Source organism: Burkholderia sp. Ac-20344, assembly GCF_017104975.1.
Lineage (GTDB): Bacteria > Pseudomonadota > Gammaproteobacteria > Burkholderiales > Burkholderiaceae > Burkholderia.
In genome coordinates, this window is sequence record NZ_JAAGPP010000066.1 from 1 (window position 1) to 16,893 (window position 16,893).

Annotated in this window: 13 protein-coding genes; 11 read left to right on the top strand and 2 right to left on the bottom strand. The window is 67.7% G+C overall.

The window, feature by feature from the left end:
- Positions 1 to 77: 77 nt before the first annotated feature.
- Positions 78 to 1,772, bottom strand: a complete 1,695-nt coding sequence (locus G3N64_RS20555) for a 5-guanidino-2-oxopentanoate decarboxylase (RefSeq protein ID WP_205785567.1) — start codon at positions 1,770 to 1,772, stop codon at positions 78 to 80.
- A 470-nt stretch (positions 1,773 to 2,242) separates the two neighbouring features.
- Here G3N64_RS20555 and G3N64_RS20560 point away from each other — a divergent pair, with 470 nt between their 5' ends.
- From G3N64_RS20560 to G3N64_RS20610, 11 genes are all read left to right on the top strand, one after another.
- A complete protein-coding gene (locus G3N64_RS20560) occupies positions 2,243 to 3,103 on the top strand; it encodes a transporter substrate-binding domain-containing protein (protein ID WP_085043400.1) in 861 nt (286 codons plus the stop codon).
- A gap of 95 nt (positions 3,104 to 3,198) precedes the next feature.
- Entirely contained in the window at positions 3,199 to 3,921 is a 723-nt protein-coding gene (locus tag G3N64_RS20565) for an ABC transporter permease subunit (protein ID WP_205785568.1), read from the top strand.
- Positions 3,922 to 3,933: 12 nt separating this feature from the next.
- A complete protein-coding gene (locus G3N64_RS20570; RefSeq protein WP_205785569.1) occupies positions 3,934 to 4,680 on the top strand; it encodes an ABC transporter permease subunit in 747 nt (248 codons plus the stop codon).
- A 28-nt stretch (positions 4,681 to 4,708) separates the two neighbouring features.
- Entirely contained in the window at positions 4,709 to 5,500 is a 792-nt protein-coding gene (locus G3N64_RS20575) for an ATP-binding cassette domain-containing protein (RefSeq protein ID WP_011660730.1), read from the top strand.
- 7 nt (positions 5,501 to 5,507) lie between these two features.
- Positions 5,508 to 7,001 (top strand): histidine ammonia-lyase, encoded by a 1,494-nt coding sequence (gene hutH / locus G3N64_RS20580; RefSeq protein ID WP_205785570.1) that lies wholly within the window; start codon positions 5,508 to 5,510, stop codon positions 6,999 to 7,001.
- A gap of 54 nt (positions 7,002 to 7,055) precedes the next feature.
- Positions 7,056 to 7,811: a histidine utilization repressor gene (gene hutC / locus G3N64_RS20585; protein ID WP_205785571.1), complete on the top strand. Its 756-nt coding sequence runs from the start codon at positions 7,056 to 7,058 to the stop codon at positions 7,809 to 7,811.
- 127 nt (positions 7,812 to 7,938) lie between these two features.
- A complete protein-coding gene (locus G3N64_RS20590) occupies positions 7,939 to 11,391 on the top strand; it encodes an adenylate/guanylate cyclase domain-containing protein (RefSeq protein WP_205785572.1) in 3,453 nt (1,150 codons plus the stop codon).
- Between the two features lie 76 nt (positions 11,392 to 11,467).
- Positions 11,468 to 12,529 (top strand): patatin-like phospholipase family protein, encoded by a 1,062-nt coding sequence (locus tag G3N64_RS20595; protein WP_205785573.1) that lies wholly within the window; start codon positions 11,468 to 11,470, stop codon positions 12,527 to 12,529.
- Positions 12,530 to 12,592: 63 nt separating this feature from the next.
- Positions 12,593 to 13,207: a hypothetical protein gene (locus G3N64_RS20600; protein WP_205785574.1), complete on the top strand. Its 615-nt coding sequence runs from the start codon at positions 12,593 to 12,595 to the stop codon at positions 13,205 to 13,207.
- A gap of 254 nt (positions 13,208 to 13,461) precedes the next feature.
- Positions 13,462 to 14,391: a glyoxalase gene (locus tag G3N64_RS20605; RefSeq protein ID WP_205785575.1), complete on the top strand. Its 930-nt coding sequence runs from the start codon at positions 13,462 to 13,464 to the stop codon at positions 14,389 to 14,391.
- On the top strand, positions 14,391 to 15,860 hold the full coding sequence (locus tag G3N64_RS20610; protein WP_205785576.1) for an alginate export family protein: 1,470 nt from the start codon (positions 14,391 to 14,393) through the stop codon (positions 15,858 to 15,860). The genes G3N64_RS20605 and G3N64_RS20610 overlap by 1 nt, the downstream gene beginning before the upstream one ends.
- Positions 15,861 to 15,878: 18 nt before the next feature.
- On the opposite strand, the gene G3N64_RS20615 is transcribed toward G3N64_RS20610, so the two are convergent.
- Positions 15,879 to 16,784: a LysR family transcriptional regulator gene (locus G3N64_RS20615; protein WP_205785577.1), complete on the bottom strand. Its 906-nt coding sequence runs from the start codon at positions 16,782 to 16,784 to the stop codon at positions 15,879 to 15,881.
- Positions 16,785 to 16,893 lie beyond the last annotated feature (109 nt).

Here is a 16,893-nt window from a genome sequence, read left to right on the forward strand (position 1 = left end):
CACGCTCGCGCGCCACGTGCCGTCGATGAAGTGGCGCGTGTGCAGCGGCGGATCGAATGCGAGGTCGGGTGTCGTGCTCATGGCTGCACCTGACCGAACCAGGTTGCCTCGTCGATTTCGATCACGGTCGGAATCGCGCGCGCCGCGGCGTCGCGCAGCGCGGCAGCCAGCGCGCCGGGTGTCGCGGCTGCGTGCGCCGCGCAGCCGAAGCCGCGAGCGAGCGCCTGGAAATCGGGTGTGTAGGGATCGACGCCGATCGGCGTGATGTCGCGCGCAACCATGTATTTGCGAATCTCGCCGTAGCCGCGGTTGTTCCAGACGATCACGATCACCGGCAGGCGGGCCTCGACCGCGCTCGCGAGCTCCGGCAACGTGAACTGCAGGCCGCCGTCGCCGATCAGGCACACGACCGGGCGCGCGGGCGCGGCGAGCTTGGCGCCGATCGCGGCGGGCAGCCCGTAGCCGAGCGTGCCGTAGCCGGTCGACGAGTTGAACCAGCTGCGGGGCGCCGGTGCATCGTGGGTGAAATTGCCGACGTACACGGGGCTCGTCGAATCGCCGGCGATGATCGCGCCGGGCAGGGTGGCGACGATCGTGTCGATCAGCAGCGCCTGCGACTGCGCGGCGCTGTCATGCGTGGATGCGATCGCGGCGCGCACGGCGGCCACCCGCTGTGCACCCCAGCCGGCCTCGGGTGCCGGTGCCGGCGTTTCGTGCAGGCGGGTGGACAGCGCGCCGAGCGCCAGCCGCGCATCCCCGGCGATGGCGATCTCGGCGCGGGCGTTGCGCATCAGCTGTTGCGTGTCGATGTCGATGCGGATCAGCCGGCCGTCGATCGCGAAGCCGCCGTCGAACGTGACGTCGTAATCGGTCTCGCCCAGCTCGGTGCCGACGGCGAGCACCACGTCGGCATCGCGGATCGCCGCACGGGTGGCCGGCAGCGACTGGGTCGAGCCGATCAGCAACGGGTGGCCGGCCGGCAGCAGCCCCTTCGCGTTGATCGTCAGCGCGACGGGCGCGTGCAGGCGTTCGGCGAGTTCGCGCAATTCCGCGGCCGCGTGGATGGCGCCGCCGCCTGCCAGGATCAGCGGCCGGCGCGCATGCGCGAGCAGGTCGGCGGCCGCCGCGAGCGCGTTCGCATCCGGCGCGGGGCGCGCAGGCGGCGCGGGCGGGGTGTCGGGCAGCGGGGGCGCCGGCATCACGATCACGTCGAGCGGAATCTCGATATGCACGGGCCGCGGCCGCGCGCTGGCGAAGACCGCGAAGGCACGCGCGAGGACCTGCGGCAGGTCGGCCGCGTCGAGCAGCGTGTGCGAGAACGCGGTGAGTCCCGCGAACACGTCGCGCTGCGACGGCAGCTCGTGCAGGCGGCCGTCGCCGCTGCCGAGCTCGCGTCGCGCGTTGACGCTCGAGATCACCAGCATCGGGATCGAATCCGCGTAGGCCTGTGCCATCGCGGTCGCGATATTGGTCATCCCGGGCCCGGTGATGATGAAGCAGACGCCCGGCCGGCCCGTGACGCGCGCATAGCCGTCGGCCATGAAGCCGGCCCCCTGTTCGTGGCGCGGCGTGACATGACGGATCGACGATGCGGCGAGGCCGCGATAGAGCTCGACGGTATGCACGCCGGGAATGCCGAACACGCATTCGACACCGTGGCGTTCGAGGAGATCGACGAGCGCTTCGCCGCAGGTGCGGGGGCGGGCATGGCAGGCGGCCGCCGTGGCCTTGCGGGCCCCGGCGATGGAGGAGACGGTGGCGGGATGGTTCATGGATCGAGGTGTGCCGATTGGGAGGGTGAGTGGCCCGTACCGCAAACGAGGGGGCATGACGCGGATTGTCGGCGTCGATCCGGGGTGCCAACAATCGATTAGTTTTCATGCGCGGCATGAGCGCCGTGCATGGCGGAGTCGATGCGCGGCGCTCATGCCGCCGGCCTTCATGCAAGCCGGTTCGACATGCCCGTGTTCGCGCGCCGGGTAACCGGCCCCAGCGGTCGTATTCAAAATTTGTCTAGTCATCCTTGCGATTGAATCGTCCGGCTTGCACCAAATCCGTGCTGGAATTCCCCTCGGCGAGGCACGCCGGAGGCCTGAAATTAGGGGATTTCCCGCGTTTTCCCGGTTTTTTTTGATCGCTGCTTGTCTCACCGTTTTTCTTCTTGCATGCTTGTATAGACAAATTCCTGAGGCGGCTTGCTGGCACCGAAGGGATGACGCACTTCAACGCAAGGAGAAATCTCGTGAACGGCAAGCGCATCAACTGGGCAATCAGGACGATCGGCGTCATCGCGGCTGCGGCGGCAACGCTCGCCGCACCGGTGCAGGCAAAGGAATGGAAGACGGTGACGGTCGCGCTCGAAGGCGGCTACGCGCCGTGGAACCTCACGCTGCCGGGCGGCAAGCTCGGCGGTTTCGAGCCGGAGCTGCTCGCCAACGTGTGCGAACGCATCAAGGTGCAATGCAACATGGTCGCGCAGGACTGGGACGGGATGATTCCGGGCCTTCAGGCCGGCAAGTTCGATATCCTGATGGATGCGATCTCGATCACGCCGGAGCGCGAGAAGATCCTGCTGTTCTCGCGTCCGTACGCGGCCACGCCGGCGACCTTCGCCGTCACCGATACCAAGATCCTGCCGAAGGCGGCACCCGGCGCGCCGATCGTCAAGCTGACCGGCGACGCGAATGCCGACAAGCCCACCGTCGACACGCTGCGCAAGCAGCTGAAGGGCAAGACGATCGGGATCCAGTCGGGCACCGTCTATACGAAGTTCATCAACGACAGCTTCAAGGACATCGCGTCGATCCGCGTGTACAAGACCTCGCCGGAGCGCGATCTCGACCTCGTCGCGGGCCGCATCGATGCGTCGTTCGACGACGTCACGTACTACGCGGCGAACAACGCGAAGAAGGACAACGCGTCGATCGTGCTCGCCGGCCCGAAGCTCGGCGGCCCGATCTGGGGCCCGGGTGAAGGGCTCGCGTTCCGCAAGCAGGATGCCGACCTGAAGACGAAGTTCGACACGGCGATCGGCGCCGCGCTCGCGGACGGCACGGTGAAGAAGCTGGCCGACAAGTGGTTCAAGACCGACGTCACGCCGTAAGCGCGTATCCGGCCGCCGCCGCCGCGTAAGCGGCTCGCACGACGCGCGGCGGCCTGCATCCTGCGGATTCATTCAACGCTTGCCGGGAGGCACGCATGGCGATTCTTGAAATGCTCGGCTTCGGAACCGAGGGCTGGGGCGGTGTGCTGTTGCTCGCCGCACTGATGACGGTCGCGCTGACGCTCGCCGCGCTTGCGGTCGGCGCCGTGATCGGCGCGGCGATCGCGGCGGCGAAGCTGTCGCGCCACCGCAGCGCCCGCCTGCTCGGCGACCTGTACACGACGGTGTTTCGCGGCGTGCCCGAACTGCTCGTCATCTACCTGTTCTATTTCGGCGGCTCGACGCTCGTCACGGCCGTCGGCCAGTGGTTCGGCGCGGAAGGCTTCATCGGCGTGCCGCCGTTCGTGATCGGCGCGCTGGCGGTCGGGATGATCTCCGGCGCGTACCAGGCCGAGGTGTATCGCGCGGCGGTGCTCGCGGTATCGAAGGGCGAGCTCGAAGCGGCACGCTCGATCGGCATGCCGCGCAGCATGGTCCTGCGCCGCATCCTGATTCCGCAGGTGCTGCGTTTCGCGCTGCCCGGCATCGGCAACGTCTGGCAATTGAGCCTGAAGGATTCGGCGCTGATCTCGGTCACGGGGCTCGCCGAGCTGCTGCGCACGAGCCAGATCGCGGCGAACTCGACGCACCAGTACTTCGTGTTCTTCGTCGCGGGCGGCGCGCTCTATCTGGTCATGACGGGCCTGTCGAACCGTGTGTTCAACCGGGCCGAAGCGATCGTCGGTCGCTCGTTCCGCCGCAATTTCGCGCGCAACTGACGGAGCGCCCGCATGTCACTCGATTTCGATTTCCTCCTCGACACGCTGCGCCAGCTGCTCGCGGCCGTGCCGACCACGCTGGGCCTGTTCTTCGCGTCGCTCGTGCTCGGCGGCCTGCTGTCGCTCGTGATCGTCACGATGCGCGTGTCGCCGCACTGGCTGCCGAACCGCTTCGCGCGGGCCTACATCCTCGTGTTTCGCGGCTCGCCGCTGCTGATCCAGATGTTCCTCGTGTATTACGGGCTCGGCCAGTTCGGCGTGATCCGCGAAAGCTTCATGTGGCCGCTGCTGCGCGAGCCGTACGTCTGTGCGGTGCTGTCGCTCGCGCTGTGCACGGCCGGCTATACGGCCGAGATCATCCGTGGCGGGCTGATGGCCGTGCCGGTCGGGCAGATCGAGGCCGGTTATTCGATCGGCCTGTCGGGCTTCGCGCTGCTGCGCCGCGTGATCGGCCCGATCGCATTGCGCCAGTGCCTGCCCGCGTATTCGACCGAAGCCGTGCTGCTCGTGAAGTCGACCGCGCTCGCCAGCCTCGTGACCGTGTGGGAAGTGACGGGCGTCGCGCAGCAGATCATCCAGCAGACCTATCGCACGACCGAGGTGTTCGTGTGCGCGGCCCTCATCTACCTGGGCCTGAACTTCATCGTCGTGCGCCTGCTCGGTGCGCTCGAATGGCGACTCTCCGGCCACCTGCGTGCGCCGAAGCCATCCGCTGCACCCGCCGCGGCGACCCGCAATCCGCGGCGCGTTGCGTCCTGAGCGCCCCCGTCCTTTTTCGGAGAATCCGATGAACACCGCTGCTCCCGTTGCGCTGTCGGTCAAGAACATCCACAAGTCGTTCGGCGATCACCACGTGCTGAAGGGCATCTCGCTCGACGCGCACGAAGGCGACGTCATCTCGATCCTCGGCGCGAGCGGCTCGGGCAAGAGCACCTTCCTGCGCTGCCTGAACCTGCTCGAAACGCCCGACGACGGCTCCGTCGCGCTTGCCGGCGAGGAACTGAAGATGAAGCGCGCACGCGACGGCAAGCTGCAGCCGGGCGACCGGCGGCAGGTCGATCGCATCCGCTCGCAGCTCGGGATGGTGTTCCAGAACTTCAACCTGTGGTCGCACATGACCGTCCTCGACAATCTCGTCGAAGGGCCGCTGCGCGTGCTGAAGCGCAGCCGCGCGGAAGCGGTCGAGGAAGCCGAGGCGCTGCTCGCGCGCGTCGGCCTCGCGGACAAGCGCGGCTACTATCCTGCGCACCTGTCGGGCGGCCAGCAGCAGCGCGTCGCGATCGCCCGGGCGCTCGCGATGCATCCGAAGGTGATGCTGTTCGACGAACCGACGTCGGCGCTCGATCCGGAGCTGGTCGGCGAAGTGCTGCGCGTGATGCGCTCGCTCGCGGAGGAAGGGCGCACCATGCTGGTCGTCACGCACGAAATGGGTTTTGCGCGGCACGTGTCGAATCGCGTGATGTTCCTGCACCAGGGCGAGGTCGATTCGGACGGGCCGCCCGACGCGCTGTTCGGCGGCCAGTGCTCGGAGCGCTTCCGCCAGTTCGTGTCGAGCCATCACGACCGCGCCGCGAACTGAGGATGTCATGACCGTATTCCGTTCTGCACGGCCGCTCGACTGGCGGCAGATTGCGGCCGTCGCGGCCGGCGAACCGCTGGCGTTGAGCGACGAGGCGCGCGGGCGGATCGTCGCGGCGCGCGCGCTCGTCGACGAGATCGTCGCGCGCGGGATTCGCGCGTACGGCGTCAATACCGGCGTCGGCGCGCTATGCGACGTGATCGTGTCGCCGGCCCAGCAGAGCACGCTGTCGCGCAACATCCTGATGAGCCACGCGGTCGGCGTCGGCATGCCGCTCGGCGCAGCCGAAACGCGCGCGATCATCGCGGCCGCGATCAACAACTTTGCGCACGGGCATTCGGGCGTGCATGCCGATGTCGTCGACCAGCTCGTCGCGCTGCTCGAACACGATTGCCTGCCGGAAGTGCCGGCGCACGGTTCGGTCGGCTACCTGACCCACATGGCGCACGTCGCGCTCGTGTGCATCGGGCACGGTCATGCGCGCCATCGCGGCGAGCGCATGCGCGGCGGCGACGCACTGCGCCGCATCGGCCGCGAACCGCTCGCGCTGGGCGCGAAGGAGGGCCTGAGCCTGGTCAACGGCACGCCGTGCGTCACGGGGCTCGCCGCGCTCGCGCTGGCTCGCGCGGAGCGGCTGCTCGACTGGGCCGACTGGATCGCGGCGGCGAGCTTCGAGAATCTCGGCGGGCAGCTCGCCGCGTTCGATCCGGCGTCGCTCGCGCTGCGGATCTCGCCCGGCATCACGCACGTCGGCGCGCGCCTGCGGGCGATGCTCGCCGACAGCCCGATGCTCGCCGCGGCGAGCGGGCGGCATACGCAGGATCCGCTCAGCCTGCGCACGATCCCGCACGTGCACGGCGCGGCGCGCGACGTGTTCGCGGTGACGGCGGAAGTCGTCGACCGTGAGCTCGCGTCCGTCACCGACAATCCGATCGTCGCCGGTACGCGCGACGCACCGGTCGTGCATTCGCAGGCCCATGCGGTCGGCGCGGGCATCGCGCTTGCCATGGACAGCCTCGCGGCCGCGATGGCGCAGGTGGCGGCCATCGCCGAGCGGCGCCTGGACCGTCTCGTCAATCCGCTCGTGAGCGGGTTGCCCGCGTTTCTCGCGGCGCCCGGCGGCACGTGTTCGGGGTTCATGATCGCGCAGTACACGGCGGTCGCGCTCGTCGCGCAGAATCAGCGACTTGCGGCGCCTGCGAGCCTCGACGGCGGCATCACGTCGGGGCTGCAGGAGGATCACCTGTGCCATGCGACGCCTGCCGCGCTGAAGGCGCTCGACATCATCGAGAATGCGACGCGCGTGCTGGCGATCGAGCTGCTGGCGGCCGCGCAGGCGTACGACCTGCAGGCGGGCGAAACGGGGCGGGCCGCGTCGACCGACGCGCTGTGGCGACAGGTGCGCGAGCGTGTGCCGGCGTATCGCGACGACCGGCCGCTCGCCGACGACATCGCGATCGCGGCCGGGATCGTCGCGGGCGAGCCGCCGTCCGTGCTGTAGCGGCGCGAGGCGCGAGGGCAGCGGGGCATCCAACCTTCATTCGGTCGAGGGCGCATGAACGAAACGGAACGATACATACCGGCGCGTCGGGCGGGCACATCGGGCGACGACGTGCCGGCACGTGCGCTGCCGGCGTACCAGCAGATCAAGCGCTACGTCGTCGAGCGGATCGCGAACGGCGACTGGAAGCCCGGCGGCGCGATTCCGACAGAGGCCGAGCTGGTCAAGGAATTCGGCGTCGCACGGATGACGGTGTCGCGTGCGCTGCGCGAGCTGACCGCCGAGCGCGTGCTGACGCGCATCCAGGGCGCCGGCACGTTCGTCGAGCGCCGGCATTACGAATCGACGGTGCTGGAAATCCGCAACATCGCGGACGAGATTGCCGAGCGCGGGCATCGGCACAGCGCGCGCGTGTTGCTGATCGAGCGCAGCGTCGAGCCTGAAGCGATCGAGGCGCTGGGGCTGCGTTCGGGGCCCGTGTTTCATTCGCGCATCGTGCATTACGAGGAGGACGAGCCGATCCAGTTCGAGGATCGCTACGTCAACCCGGCATTGTTTCCCGACTACCTGGCGCAGGATTTCACGATCGAGACGCCGAACCATTACATGGTGCGGCTTGCGCCGATCCAGCGCGCGGAGTTCCGGATCTACGCGGAGAAGCCGAATGCGCAGGTGCGCCGGCATCTCGTGATGGAGATCGGCGAACCGTGTCTGTTGTTGAGGCGCCGCACGTGGGTCGGCGAGCAGGTCGCCACGTCGGTCAGGCTGTGGCATCCGGCGTCGCGGTTTCATCTGGCGGGGAAGGTGTAGGCCCGACGGGGCGCGGCGGTCTTTCTCCGTCGCTTGCCGGCACGCGCGATCGCGCTTGCCGGCCTGAATCCCCGCAAAGAGTGGCGCATAATGTTTCGATGTCGACCCTTGGCAGGATGAGGGTTTTATGCGCTGCACACTATGCGGATCCGAGAATCCTCCCGGTGCGAGGTTCTGCCAGGAATGCCAGGCCGTGCTGTCACGCACGTGTCCGCAATGCGGACATGACGCCGAGCCCGCAGCCCGCTTCTGCAGCAATTGCGGCGCGCCGCTGGCAGCGCCCGCGGCAGCGCCGCCCTCCCGACCCTCGGGCCGGGAGCCGCCGCCGCCCCCCGTTCATTACACGCCCGATCATCTTGCCGAGCGGATCCGCGCCGAACACGCGGCCATGGAAGCGCGCGGCGAACCCGCCGGCGAGCGCAAGACCGTTACCGCGCTGTTTGCCGACATGGCCGGGTCGACCGCGCTGATCCACGATCTCGATCCCGAAGTGGCGCATCGCCTGATCGCGCCGGTGGTCGAGCTGATGATGGAGGCGGTCCACTACTACGAAGGGTACGTCGCAAAATCGCTCGGCGATGGCATCCTCGCGCTGTTCGGCGCACCGATTGCCCACGAAGACCATGCACAGCGCGCGCTCTTCGCGGCATTGCGCATGCAGCAGGCGATGCGGCAGCACGGCGATCGCATTCGTCTGCAGGAAGGCATTCCCCTGCAGATTCGCGTCGGCGTTCACACGGGCGAGGTCGTCGTTCGTTCGATCCGCACCGACGACTTGCACATCGATTACGATCCGCTCGGGCATACGATCCACATCGCGTCGCGGATCGAGGGAATCGCGGCGCCGACGTCGATTCTCGTCAGCGAGTCCACCCACAAGCTGGCCGAAGGCTATTTCGAGTTCAAGGCGCTGGGGGCGACGCAGCTCAAGGGCATTCCCGCGCCGCTGAGCGTATACGAGGCGCTTGGCCTCGGTGCGTTGCGCACGCGCCTGCAACTGGCGGCGCACCGCGGTCTCGCGCGCTTCGTCGGCCGTGAAACGGAAATGGAACACCTGAACCGGGCCCTGGAGGCCGTGCGGGCCGGGCAGGGGCGCGTGGTCGGCGTGGTGGGGGAGGCCGGCGTCGGAAAGTCCCGCCTGTTCCACGAGTTCAAGGAACGTTCGCGGCGCGGCGCGCTGGTGCTGGAGACGTTTTCGGTCTCGCACGGCAAGGCGTTTCCCAATTTGCCGCTCATCGAACTCCTGAAGAATTATTTTCAGATCACGACGCAGGACGACGAGCGGCGCTGCCGGGAAAAGGTCGTCGGCAAGGTGCTCACGCTCGAGCGCAGTTTCGAGGACCTCGTGCCGTACGTCCTCTATCTGCTTGGCATCGGCGAAGGCGGGCCGGTGCTCGTCGAGATGGATCCGCAGATCCGGCGCGAGCGTACCTTCGATGCGATCAGGCAGCTTCTCGTGCGAGAGAGCCGGAATCAGCCGCTCCATTTGCTGTTCGAGGATCTGCAATGGCTGGACCGCGAAACGGAAGCCTTCCTCACCGACCTGATCGACCACGTGCCGGACGCACGCATCCTGCTTCTGGTGAACTACCGGCCCGAGTATCGGCCCGCGTGGACTCGCGAGGCGCATGGGAGCACGCTCCGGCTCGAACCGCTCGGCCCGTCGGACGCGCAGGGGCTGCTGGCGGCGCTGCTCGGCGAGGATCGCTCGCTGGTGCCGCTGAAGCAGCGCATTCTGGAGAAGACGGAGGGCAACCCGTTCTTCATGGAGGAAGTGGTCCAGACGCTCGTCGAGGAGCGCTCGCTGCTCGGCGAGGCCGGGCGCTATCGCGTCGTGGAGACGCCGGCGACGCTGCACATTCCCACCACCGTGCAGGGCGTGCTCGCCGCCCGGATCGACCGGCTGCCGATCGAAGAAAAGGAACTGCTGCAGGCGCTCGCGGTGATCGGCCACGAGTTTTCGTTCAGCCTGATCCGGCGAATTTGCGGTGAGGCGCCGGCGCGGGACGACGCACTGCGGCGCCTGCTCGCGCATCTGGAAGCGGCGGAGTTCATCTACGAGTGCGCCGCCTTTCCGGAAATCAATTACTCGTTCAAGCACGCGCTGACCCAGGAGGTGGCCGGACGCTCGTTGCTCACCGAGCGGCGGACCACGCTGCACGAGCGCACCGCGCAGGCGATCGAGGTGCTGTTCCCGACGCGCATCGCCGATTACTGCAGCGAACTCGCGCACCACTACAGTCAGAGCGGAAACATTCCCAAGGCGGTCGAATACCTGCATCGTGCAGCCCAGCAGGCGTTGCGCCATGCGGCCCATCACGATGCGATGAATCACCTCGGCGCGGCGCTGGCGTTGTTGAAGGGCTTGCCCGACACGCCGATGCGCGCGCATTGGGAGCTGACGCTGCTGCTTTCCCTCGGGCCGGTCCTGATGGATGTGCGCGGGTACGGCGCGAACGAGGTGGGCGCGACCTATACGCGCGCGCTCGAGCTGTGCGAGCGCACTGGCGACGCCTCGCAGCGCTTCGCGACGCAGTTGGGATTGCGGATGCACCACGTGGTGCGCGGCGAGTATGCGCTCGCGACGGAGCTGGGCATGCAGATGCTCGGCACGGCCCGGGACGTGAACGATCCCGGCTTCCTCATCGAGGCACATAGCGCACTGGGTTCGTGTTTTTTCCTGCAGGGCGATTTCGGCGCGGCTCGCACCCACATGGAACAGGCCCTGGCGCTCTACGATCCGGAGCAGCATCAGGCGCACGTGTTTGCACACGGGGTGGACCCCGGCATCCGGGCACTCAGTTTCCTGGTGCTGATCTTGTGGATCCAGGGGTATCCCGACCAGGCGCTCAGGCGCAGCGTCGAAGCGCTTGCGCTCGCGCGGCACTTGTCTTACGGGCCGTCCCTGGCGTTCAGCCTGACCTACACGGCGCACTTGCATCAGCTGCGGCGGGAGCCGAGGCTTGCCGCCGAGCGCGCGGAAGCGGTCATTGCCGTGTCGACCGAGCACGGCTTGCCGTACTGGCTCGCGTGGGGGACGCTGCTGCGAGGCTGGGCGACGAGCGTGCAGGGCAACATCCAGGACGGCATCGCGCAGATGCGCCTGGGTCTCGATGCGCAGCGGGCAGCCGGCGGCGAAGACCAGCGTCCGTATTCCCTCGCGTTGCTCGCCGACAGTTACTGGCGAGCGGGAGACAAGCGGGCGGCAATGGGCATGCTGGAAGAGGCCATGGCGATCGTCGAGCAATCCGGCGAGCATTGCTACGAGGCCGAGCTGTACCGGCTCACGGGCATCTATCTGGCCGGCGGGGCCGGCAAGGAACGCACGGCGCCCGAATGCGACGACGAAGCCGTCGCCTGCTTTCACAGAGCGATCGCGCGGGCACGCCAGCAGGGCGCCAGGGCGCTGGAACTGCGGGCCGCGTCGGACCTCGCCCGGCTGTTGCAGCGGCAAGGCAAGACCGCGGAAGCCGCGCACGCACTGTTCGACGCGTATGCGGGCTTCACGGAAGGCTTCGACACACGCGACCTGCAAGAAGCAAAAGCGCTGCTGGACGCATTGGGCGCGCACGAAGAATGAACGGACCTGCGGCGTACGACGATGCATCGTGTGACCACGTGCCGTCCGCGAACTGCCGCTGCTCGAGGAGACGCGCATGACAACCACACACACGACCACACACACGAGACGCCGCCACGACGGTCCGCGCAAACAGGTCGCGCTGGCGCTGCAGGGGGGCGGGATGCACGGCGCATTCACCTGGGGCGTGCTCGACCGGCTGCTCGAAGACGGCCGGCTCGACATCGAGGGTGTCAGTGCAACCAGCGCCGGCGCGATGAACGCCTCCGTATTCGCGTACGGGCTGCTGAAGGGGGGCGAGGACGGTGCGCGTCAGGCACTGCACGACTTCTGGCAGGCGGTCGCCCGATCGGCGGAGCGCTACAACCCGTTGCGCTGGGCGCCGTGGCTGAAGGGCACGCACAGCTTCGGGCTCGATCATTCGCCGATCTATGCCTTTGCCGACATGATGCTGCGCATTTTCTCGCCTTATCAGTTCAATCCGAACAACCTGAATCCGCTGCGCGAAGTGCTCGAAAGCCAGGTCGACTTCGACGCGCTGCGCAAGCACTGTCCGATCCGGTTGTATCTCAGCGCAACCAACGTCGAGACGGGGAAGATACGCATCTTCACGGGAGAGGATGTCTGTGCCGACGCGGTACTGGCGTCGGCATGCGTGCCGACACTGTTCCAGGCGGTCACGATCGACGGCGAGTTCTACTGGGATGGCGGCTACATGGGCAATCCGGCCATCTATCCTCTCATCTACAACTGCACGACGCGCGACGTCGTGATCGTCCACATCAATCCGCTCGTGCGCCGCGGCGTACCCGTCACGGCAGCGGAGATTCTCAACCGTATCAGCGAGATCAGTTTCAACTCGTCGCTGATGCGCGAGATGCGAGCCATCGCGTTCGTCACCGACCTGATCCAGCAAGGCACGATCAAGCGCGGCGAGATGAAGGAAATGCTGATCCATTCCATTCGCGCCGACGACGCGCTGAGCGCGTTGAGCGTATCGAGCAAGTACAACGCGGACTGGGGGTTTCTGAGCGAGCTGCATGACCACGGACGACGCGAAGCGGATGCCTGGCTCGCGCATCACTACGCAAACATCGGGCAGCGCTCGAGTATCGACATTCGCAGGGAATTTTTCTGAGCGCATCGCGGTAACGTCGGCGCGGGGCGATCGTGTGGTGCCGCCACGGGCCAAGGAGCGAACGTGAACCAGACGCAGGCGCGGTTCGTCGCGTTGTGGTCGGGCAGCGGCGGGAAGCATGCCGAGTATGTCTATGACACGCTGGCGCGAAGCTATGCGGAGCCGGCGCGGCATTACCATACGCTCGCGCACGTACGGCGATGCCTGCGTCATGTCGACCTCGCGCATGACTGGATTCCCGAACCGGATGGGGTCGAACTCGCGCTCTGGTTCCACGACGTGATTTACGTGCCGGGCGCGAAGGACAACGAGCAGCGCAGCGCCGACTGGTTCCGGCACCTGGCAGCGGGGCAGATCGGCGCGTGCGACCGGATCTGCGCGATGATTCTCGCGACGACCCACGCGGGAACCGTGGCGGAACTGGATACCCGTTTCGTGTGCGACATCGACCTGGCCGTGCTGGGCGCTTCCCGCAGGCGATTTCGCGAAGACGGCCGCCTGCTCCGGGCCGAGCGCCCCGATCTCGACGACCGCGGTTACGACCTTCATGAACGGACGATGCTCCGCTCGCTGCTCGTCCGCCCGCGCATTTATCTGACGGATTTCTTCTATACGCGCTGCGAGGCGCGTGCGCGCCGCAATCTGAGCTGGCGGCTGGGCTTGCCGATCCGGGCGTGACGACGCGCGTCATCGATGAAGCCGTGCGCGCGTGCCGGCTTCACCCTGGCCGGCACGCGCCACGATTCGGGGGGGGGGCCGGCGCGGGCACGTTCCGGCACGAACCGCACCGCGCCACGCCACGGTCTCGCGCCCGGGCCACCCATTCAGAAAAATTCAGGATGCCGCCATGACTTTAAGGCGCATCCTGACTAGTCTTGCTGACGAACCGCCGCACGGGCCGTGCGCCAGTCGGCAAGCTCAAGGAGAATTCGATGATTGCCCCCAAGTTGCGACAGGTATTGCTGACGACCGCCGTGTTCGGCGCATTGCTGGCGACTGCACCAGCCCATGCCGATACGACGCGTCTGGTCGATTCCACGTCCGGGCGTGTACCGGCCGTCGCGGTCGGCCCGCAATACGATACGACGCACGTCTGCGTCGCGCCGGAAGATTTCGACCGCTTTACCGACGCCTTCGTCGCGACGTTCGGCGGCAAGAAGTCGAAGCAGGGCGTGTTCCAGGTCACGCCGACGCCGAGCCAGACGATGTCGCAGCTCGTGCTCACGCCGGTCGGCACGGTTTCGGTGTTCGGCTTCAAGACGCCGATCCCGTACCCGTTCTGCGACGAACGCACCGGCTATCTCGTCACCGACATGGACGTCGCCGTGAAATCGGCGCGTGCGCACGGCGCGGACGTGATCGTCGACACGTTCCCGGACCCGATCGGCCGCGACGCGATCGTGCGTTGGCCCGGCGGCGTGAACATGCAACTGTACTGGCATACCGAAGCGCCGCATTACGACGCGCTGCAGACGGTGCCGGAAAACCGCGTGTACGTGTCGCCGGAAAGCGCGAACAAGCTGGTGCACGACTTCGTCGCGTTCTCGCGCGGCAAGGTCGTGTCGGACGTGCGCCGGGCGCCGGGCGTCGAGATCGGCCGGCCGAACGACACGTACCGCCGCATCCGCATCGAATCGGGCTTCGGCAAGATGACCGTGCTCGCGACCGATGGTCACCTGCCCTATCCGTTCGGCCGCGAGATGACCGGCTACGAAGTGGCCGATCTCGCCGCGACGCTGAAGCAGGCGCAGGCGGCCGGCGTGACCGTGCTCGTCCCGACGTTCACGTCGGACGGCCGCGACGCGGCCCTCGTGCAGTTCCCGGGCGGCTATGTCGCCGAGATCCACGCGCGGTCGAAGTGATGGAGCGCCGGCCGAGGCAACGCGCGTGGCGGGGCATGCTGCCGGCCGCCATGCTGGCGGCGGGCGCCGCGACGTATGCCGGTGCGGCGGCCGGTGCCGACGCATCGTCGGCGCAGCCGTCGGCGCCGTCCCCGGCCGACGGCACGTCGTGTACCGCGAAGCGGCCCACCGTGCTGTTCAACCGTTGGCAGGAAGACTGGTCGGTACTCGCGAATCCGTGCGTGCCGCGCAAGCCGTTCGATTCGCTGAAGTACCTTCCGCTGGGCGGCGACCCGTCGACGTACCTGTCGCTCGGCGCAAACCTGCGCGAGCGCTTCGAGCTGAACAACGCGCCGCTGTTCGGGCTCGGCGCCGCGCACGACGACAATTACGTGATCCAGCGCGCGAACGTGCACGCGGACCTGCGCGTTGCCGGGCATTTCCAGGCGTTTTTCCAGCTCGAGGATGCGCGGCCGTTCGGCAAGGATACGGTCGGGACGGTCGATCGCAACCGCCTCGACATCGAGCAGGCGTTCGTCGCGTACGTCGGCCAACTGGGCGGCGGCACGTTCAAGACCCGCATCGGCCGGCAGGAGATGGCATTCGACTTGCAGCGGTTCGTGTCGGTGCGCGACGGGCCCAACGTGCGCCAGGCATTCGACGCACTGTGGGCCGATTACGAAATCGGCAAATGGCGGCTGATCGGCTATGTGACGCGCCCGGTGCAATATCGCAACGACGCGGTATTCGACGACGTGTCGAACCGTCACCTGAGATTCGACGGCGTCCGCTTCGAACGATCCGGCGTGGGACCCGGCGACCTGTCGGCCTACTGGTCGCGCTATACGCGCGACAACGCACGCTATCTCGCCGGGGCCGGCACCGAACGGCGCGACGTATTCGACGTGCGCTACGCGGGCAAGTCGGGGCAGCTGGACTGGGACGCCGAGGCGATGCTGCAGACGGGGCACATCGGACCGGACACGATCGGCGCATGGGCGTTCGGCACGCTGGGCGGCTATACGTTCGCGCAGGCGCCGGGCACGCCGCGCATCGGGATTCAGGTCGACGGCGCGTCGGGCGACAGGCATCCCGGCGACGGGCGCATGGGCACCTTCAACCCGCTGTTCCCGAACGGCTACTACTTCACGCTGGCCGGCTACACGGGCTACAGCAACCTGATTCACGTGAAGCCGTCGCTGACGATCAAGCCGGCCAGCAACGTGACGGTGATGACCGCGGTCGGTTTCCAGTGGCGCGCGACGACGGCCGACGCGATCTACGGACAGGGGATGTCGGCGGTGCCCGGCACGGCCGGCAAGGGCGGCGCGTGGACGGGCATGTATGCGCAGGCGCGCGTGGACTGGCTCGTGAACGCGAACGTGGCGCTGGCCGTCGAGGCCGTGCACTTCCAGATTGCCGACTCGATTCGCGCGCTCGGCGCGCGCAATGCCGACTACGTCGGCATGGAGGCCAAGTTCGGCTGGTAACGCGGCGCGCCGTGCGACTCAGTGCGGCGCGCGAACCAGCGCTTCGACGAAATCCATGAACGCCGTGACGCGCTTCGAGCCTCGCTGATTCGGCAGGTAGAGCGCGGTGACGACCGAGCGGGCCGTATCGGGCGTGACGTCGTACTGTTCGAAGAGCCGGCGCAGGCGGCCCGACCGGATGTCGGCGCCCACGAGCCAGTCGGGCAGCAGCGCGATGCCGGCGCCGCCGAGTGCGGCCTCGCGCAATACTTCGCTGTGGTTCGATTTGAGTCGCCCGGCGACGCGCACCTTCGTCGCGCCGTGCGCATCGGCGAACGACCAGGCCTGCTGGTCGCCGCCGAAATGAAAGCGCAGGCACGTGTGATCGACCAGCCCGCCCGGCGTGGACGGCGTGCCGCGCGCATCGAGATAGTCGTGGCTCGCGACGACGTACCGCTGGAACGTGCCGAGCGGGCGCGCGACGACTTCCGCGGACGGCGCCGCTTCGCCGAGCCGGATCGCGATGTCGATCCGGCCGGCGACGAGATCGACGCGTTCGTCGGTGAGCTGCAGATCCACGTCGAGCTTCGGGTAGCGCGCGAGGAAGGCGGCGATCTGCGGTGCGATGCGGCGCATGCCGTACGCGACCGGCACGGACACGCGCAGCGGTCCGGACGGCTCGTCACCGCGATCGGCGACGAGTGCGTCGGCCTCCGCGAGTTCCTCCAGCAGCTGCTTCGCCCGTGCGTAGTAGACGGAGCCGGCATCGGACAACGTGACCTGCCGCGTCGTGCGGTTCAGCAGCACCGTGCCGAGCGACGCCTCGAGCGCGTCCACCGCACGCACCACCGACGAAGCCGCCAGATCGAGGCGCCGCCCCGCGCTGGAGAAGCCGCCGGCTTCCGCTACTTCCACGAATGCGCGCAGCGCGGAGAATTTGTCCATGTCGTCGTCTTTGTGCGTGTCGCAACGATGCGTTGCAGGCCGTCCGGATTCTAGCGCCCGGCCGACGAGCATGGATCGCATCGGGTGCCGCTTTCAGAACGATTCATGT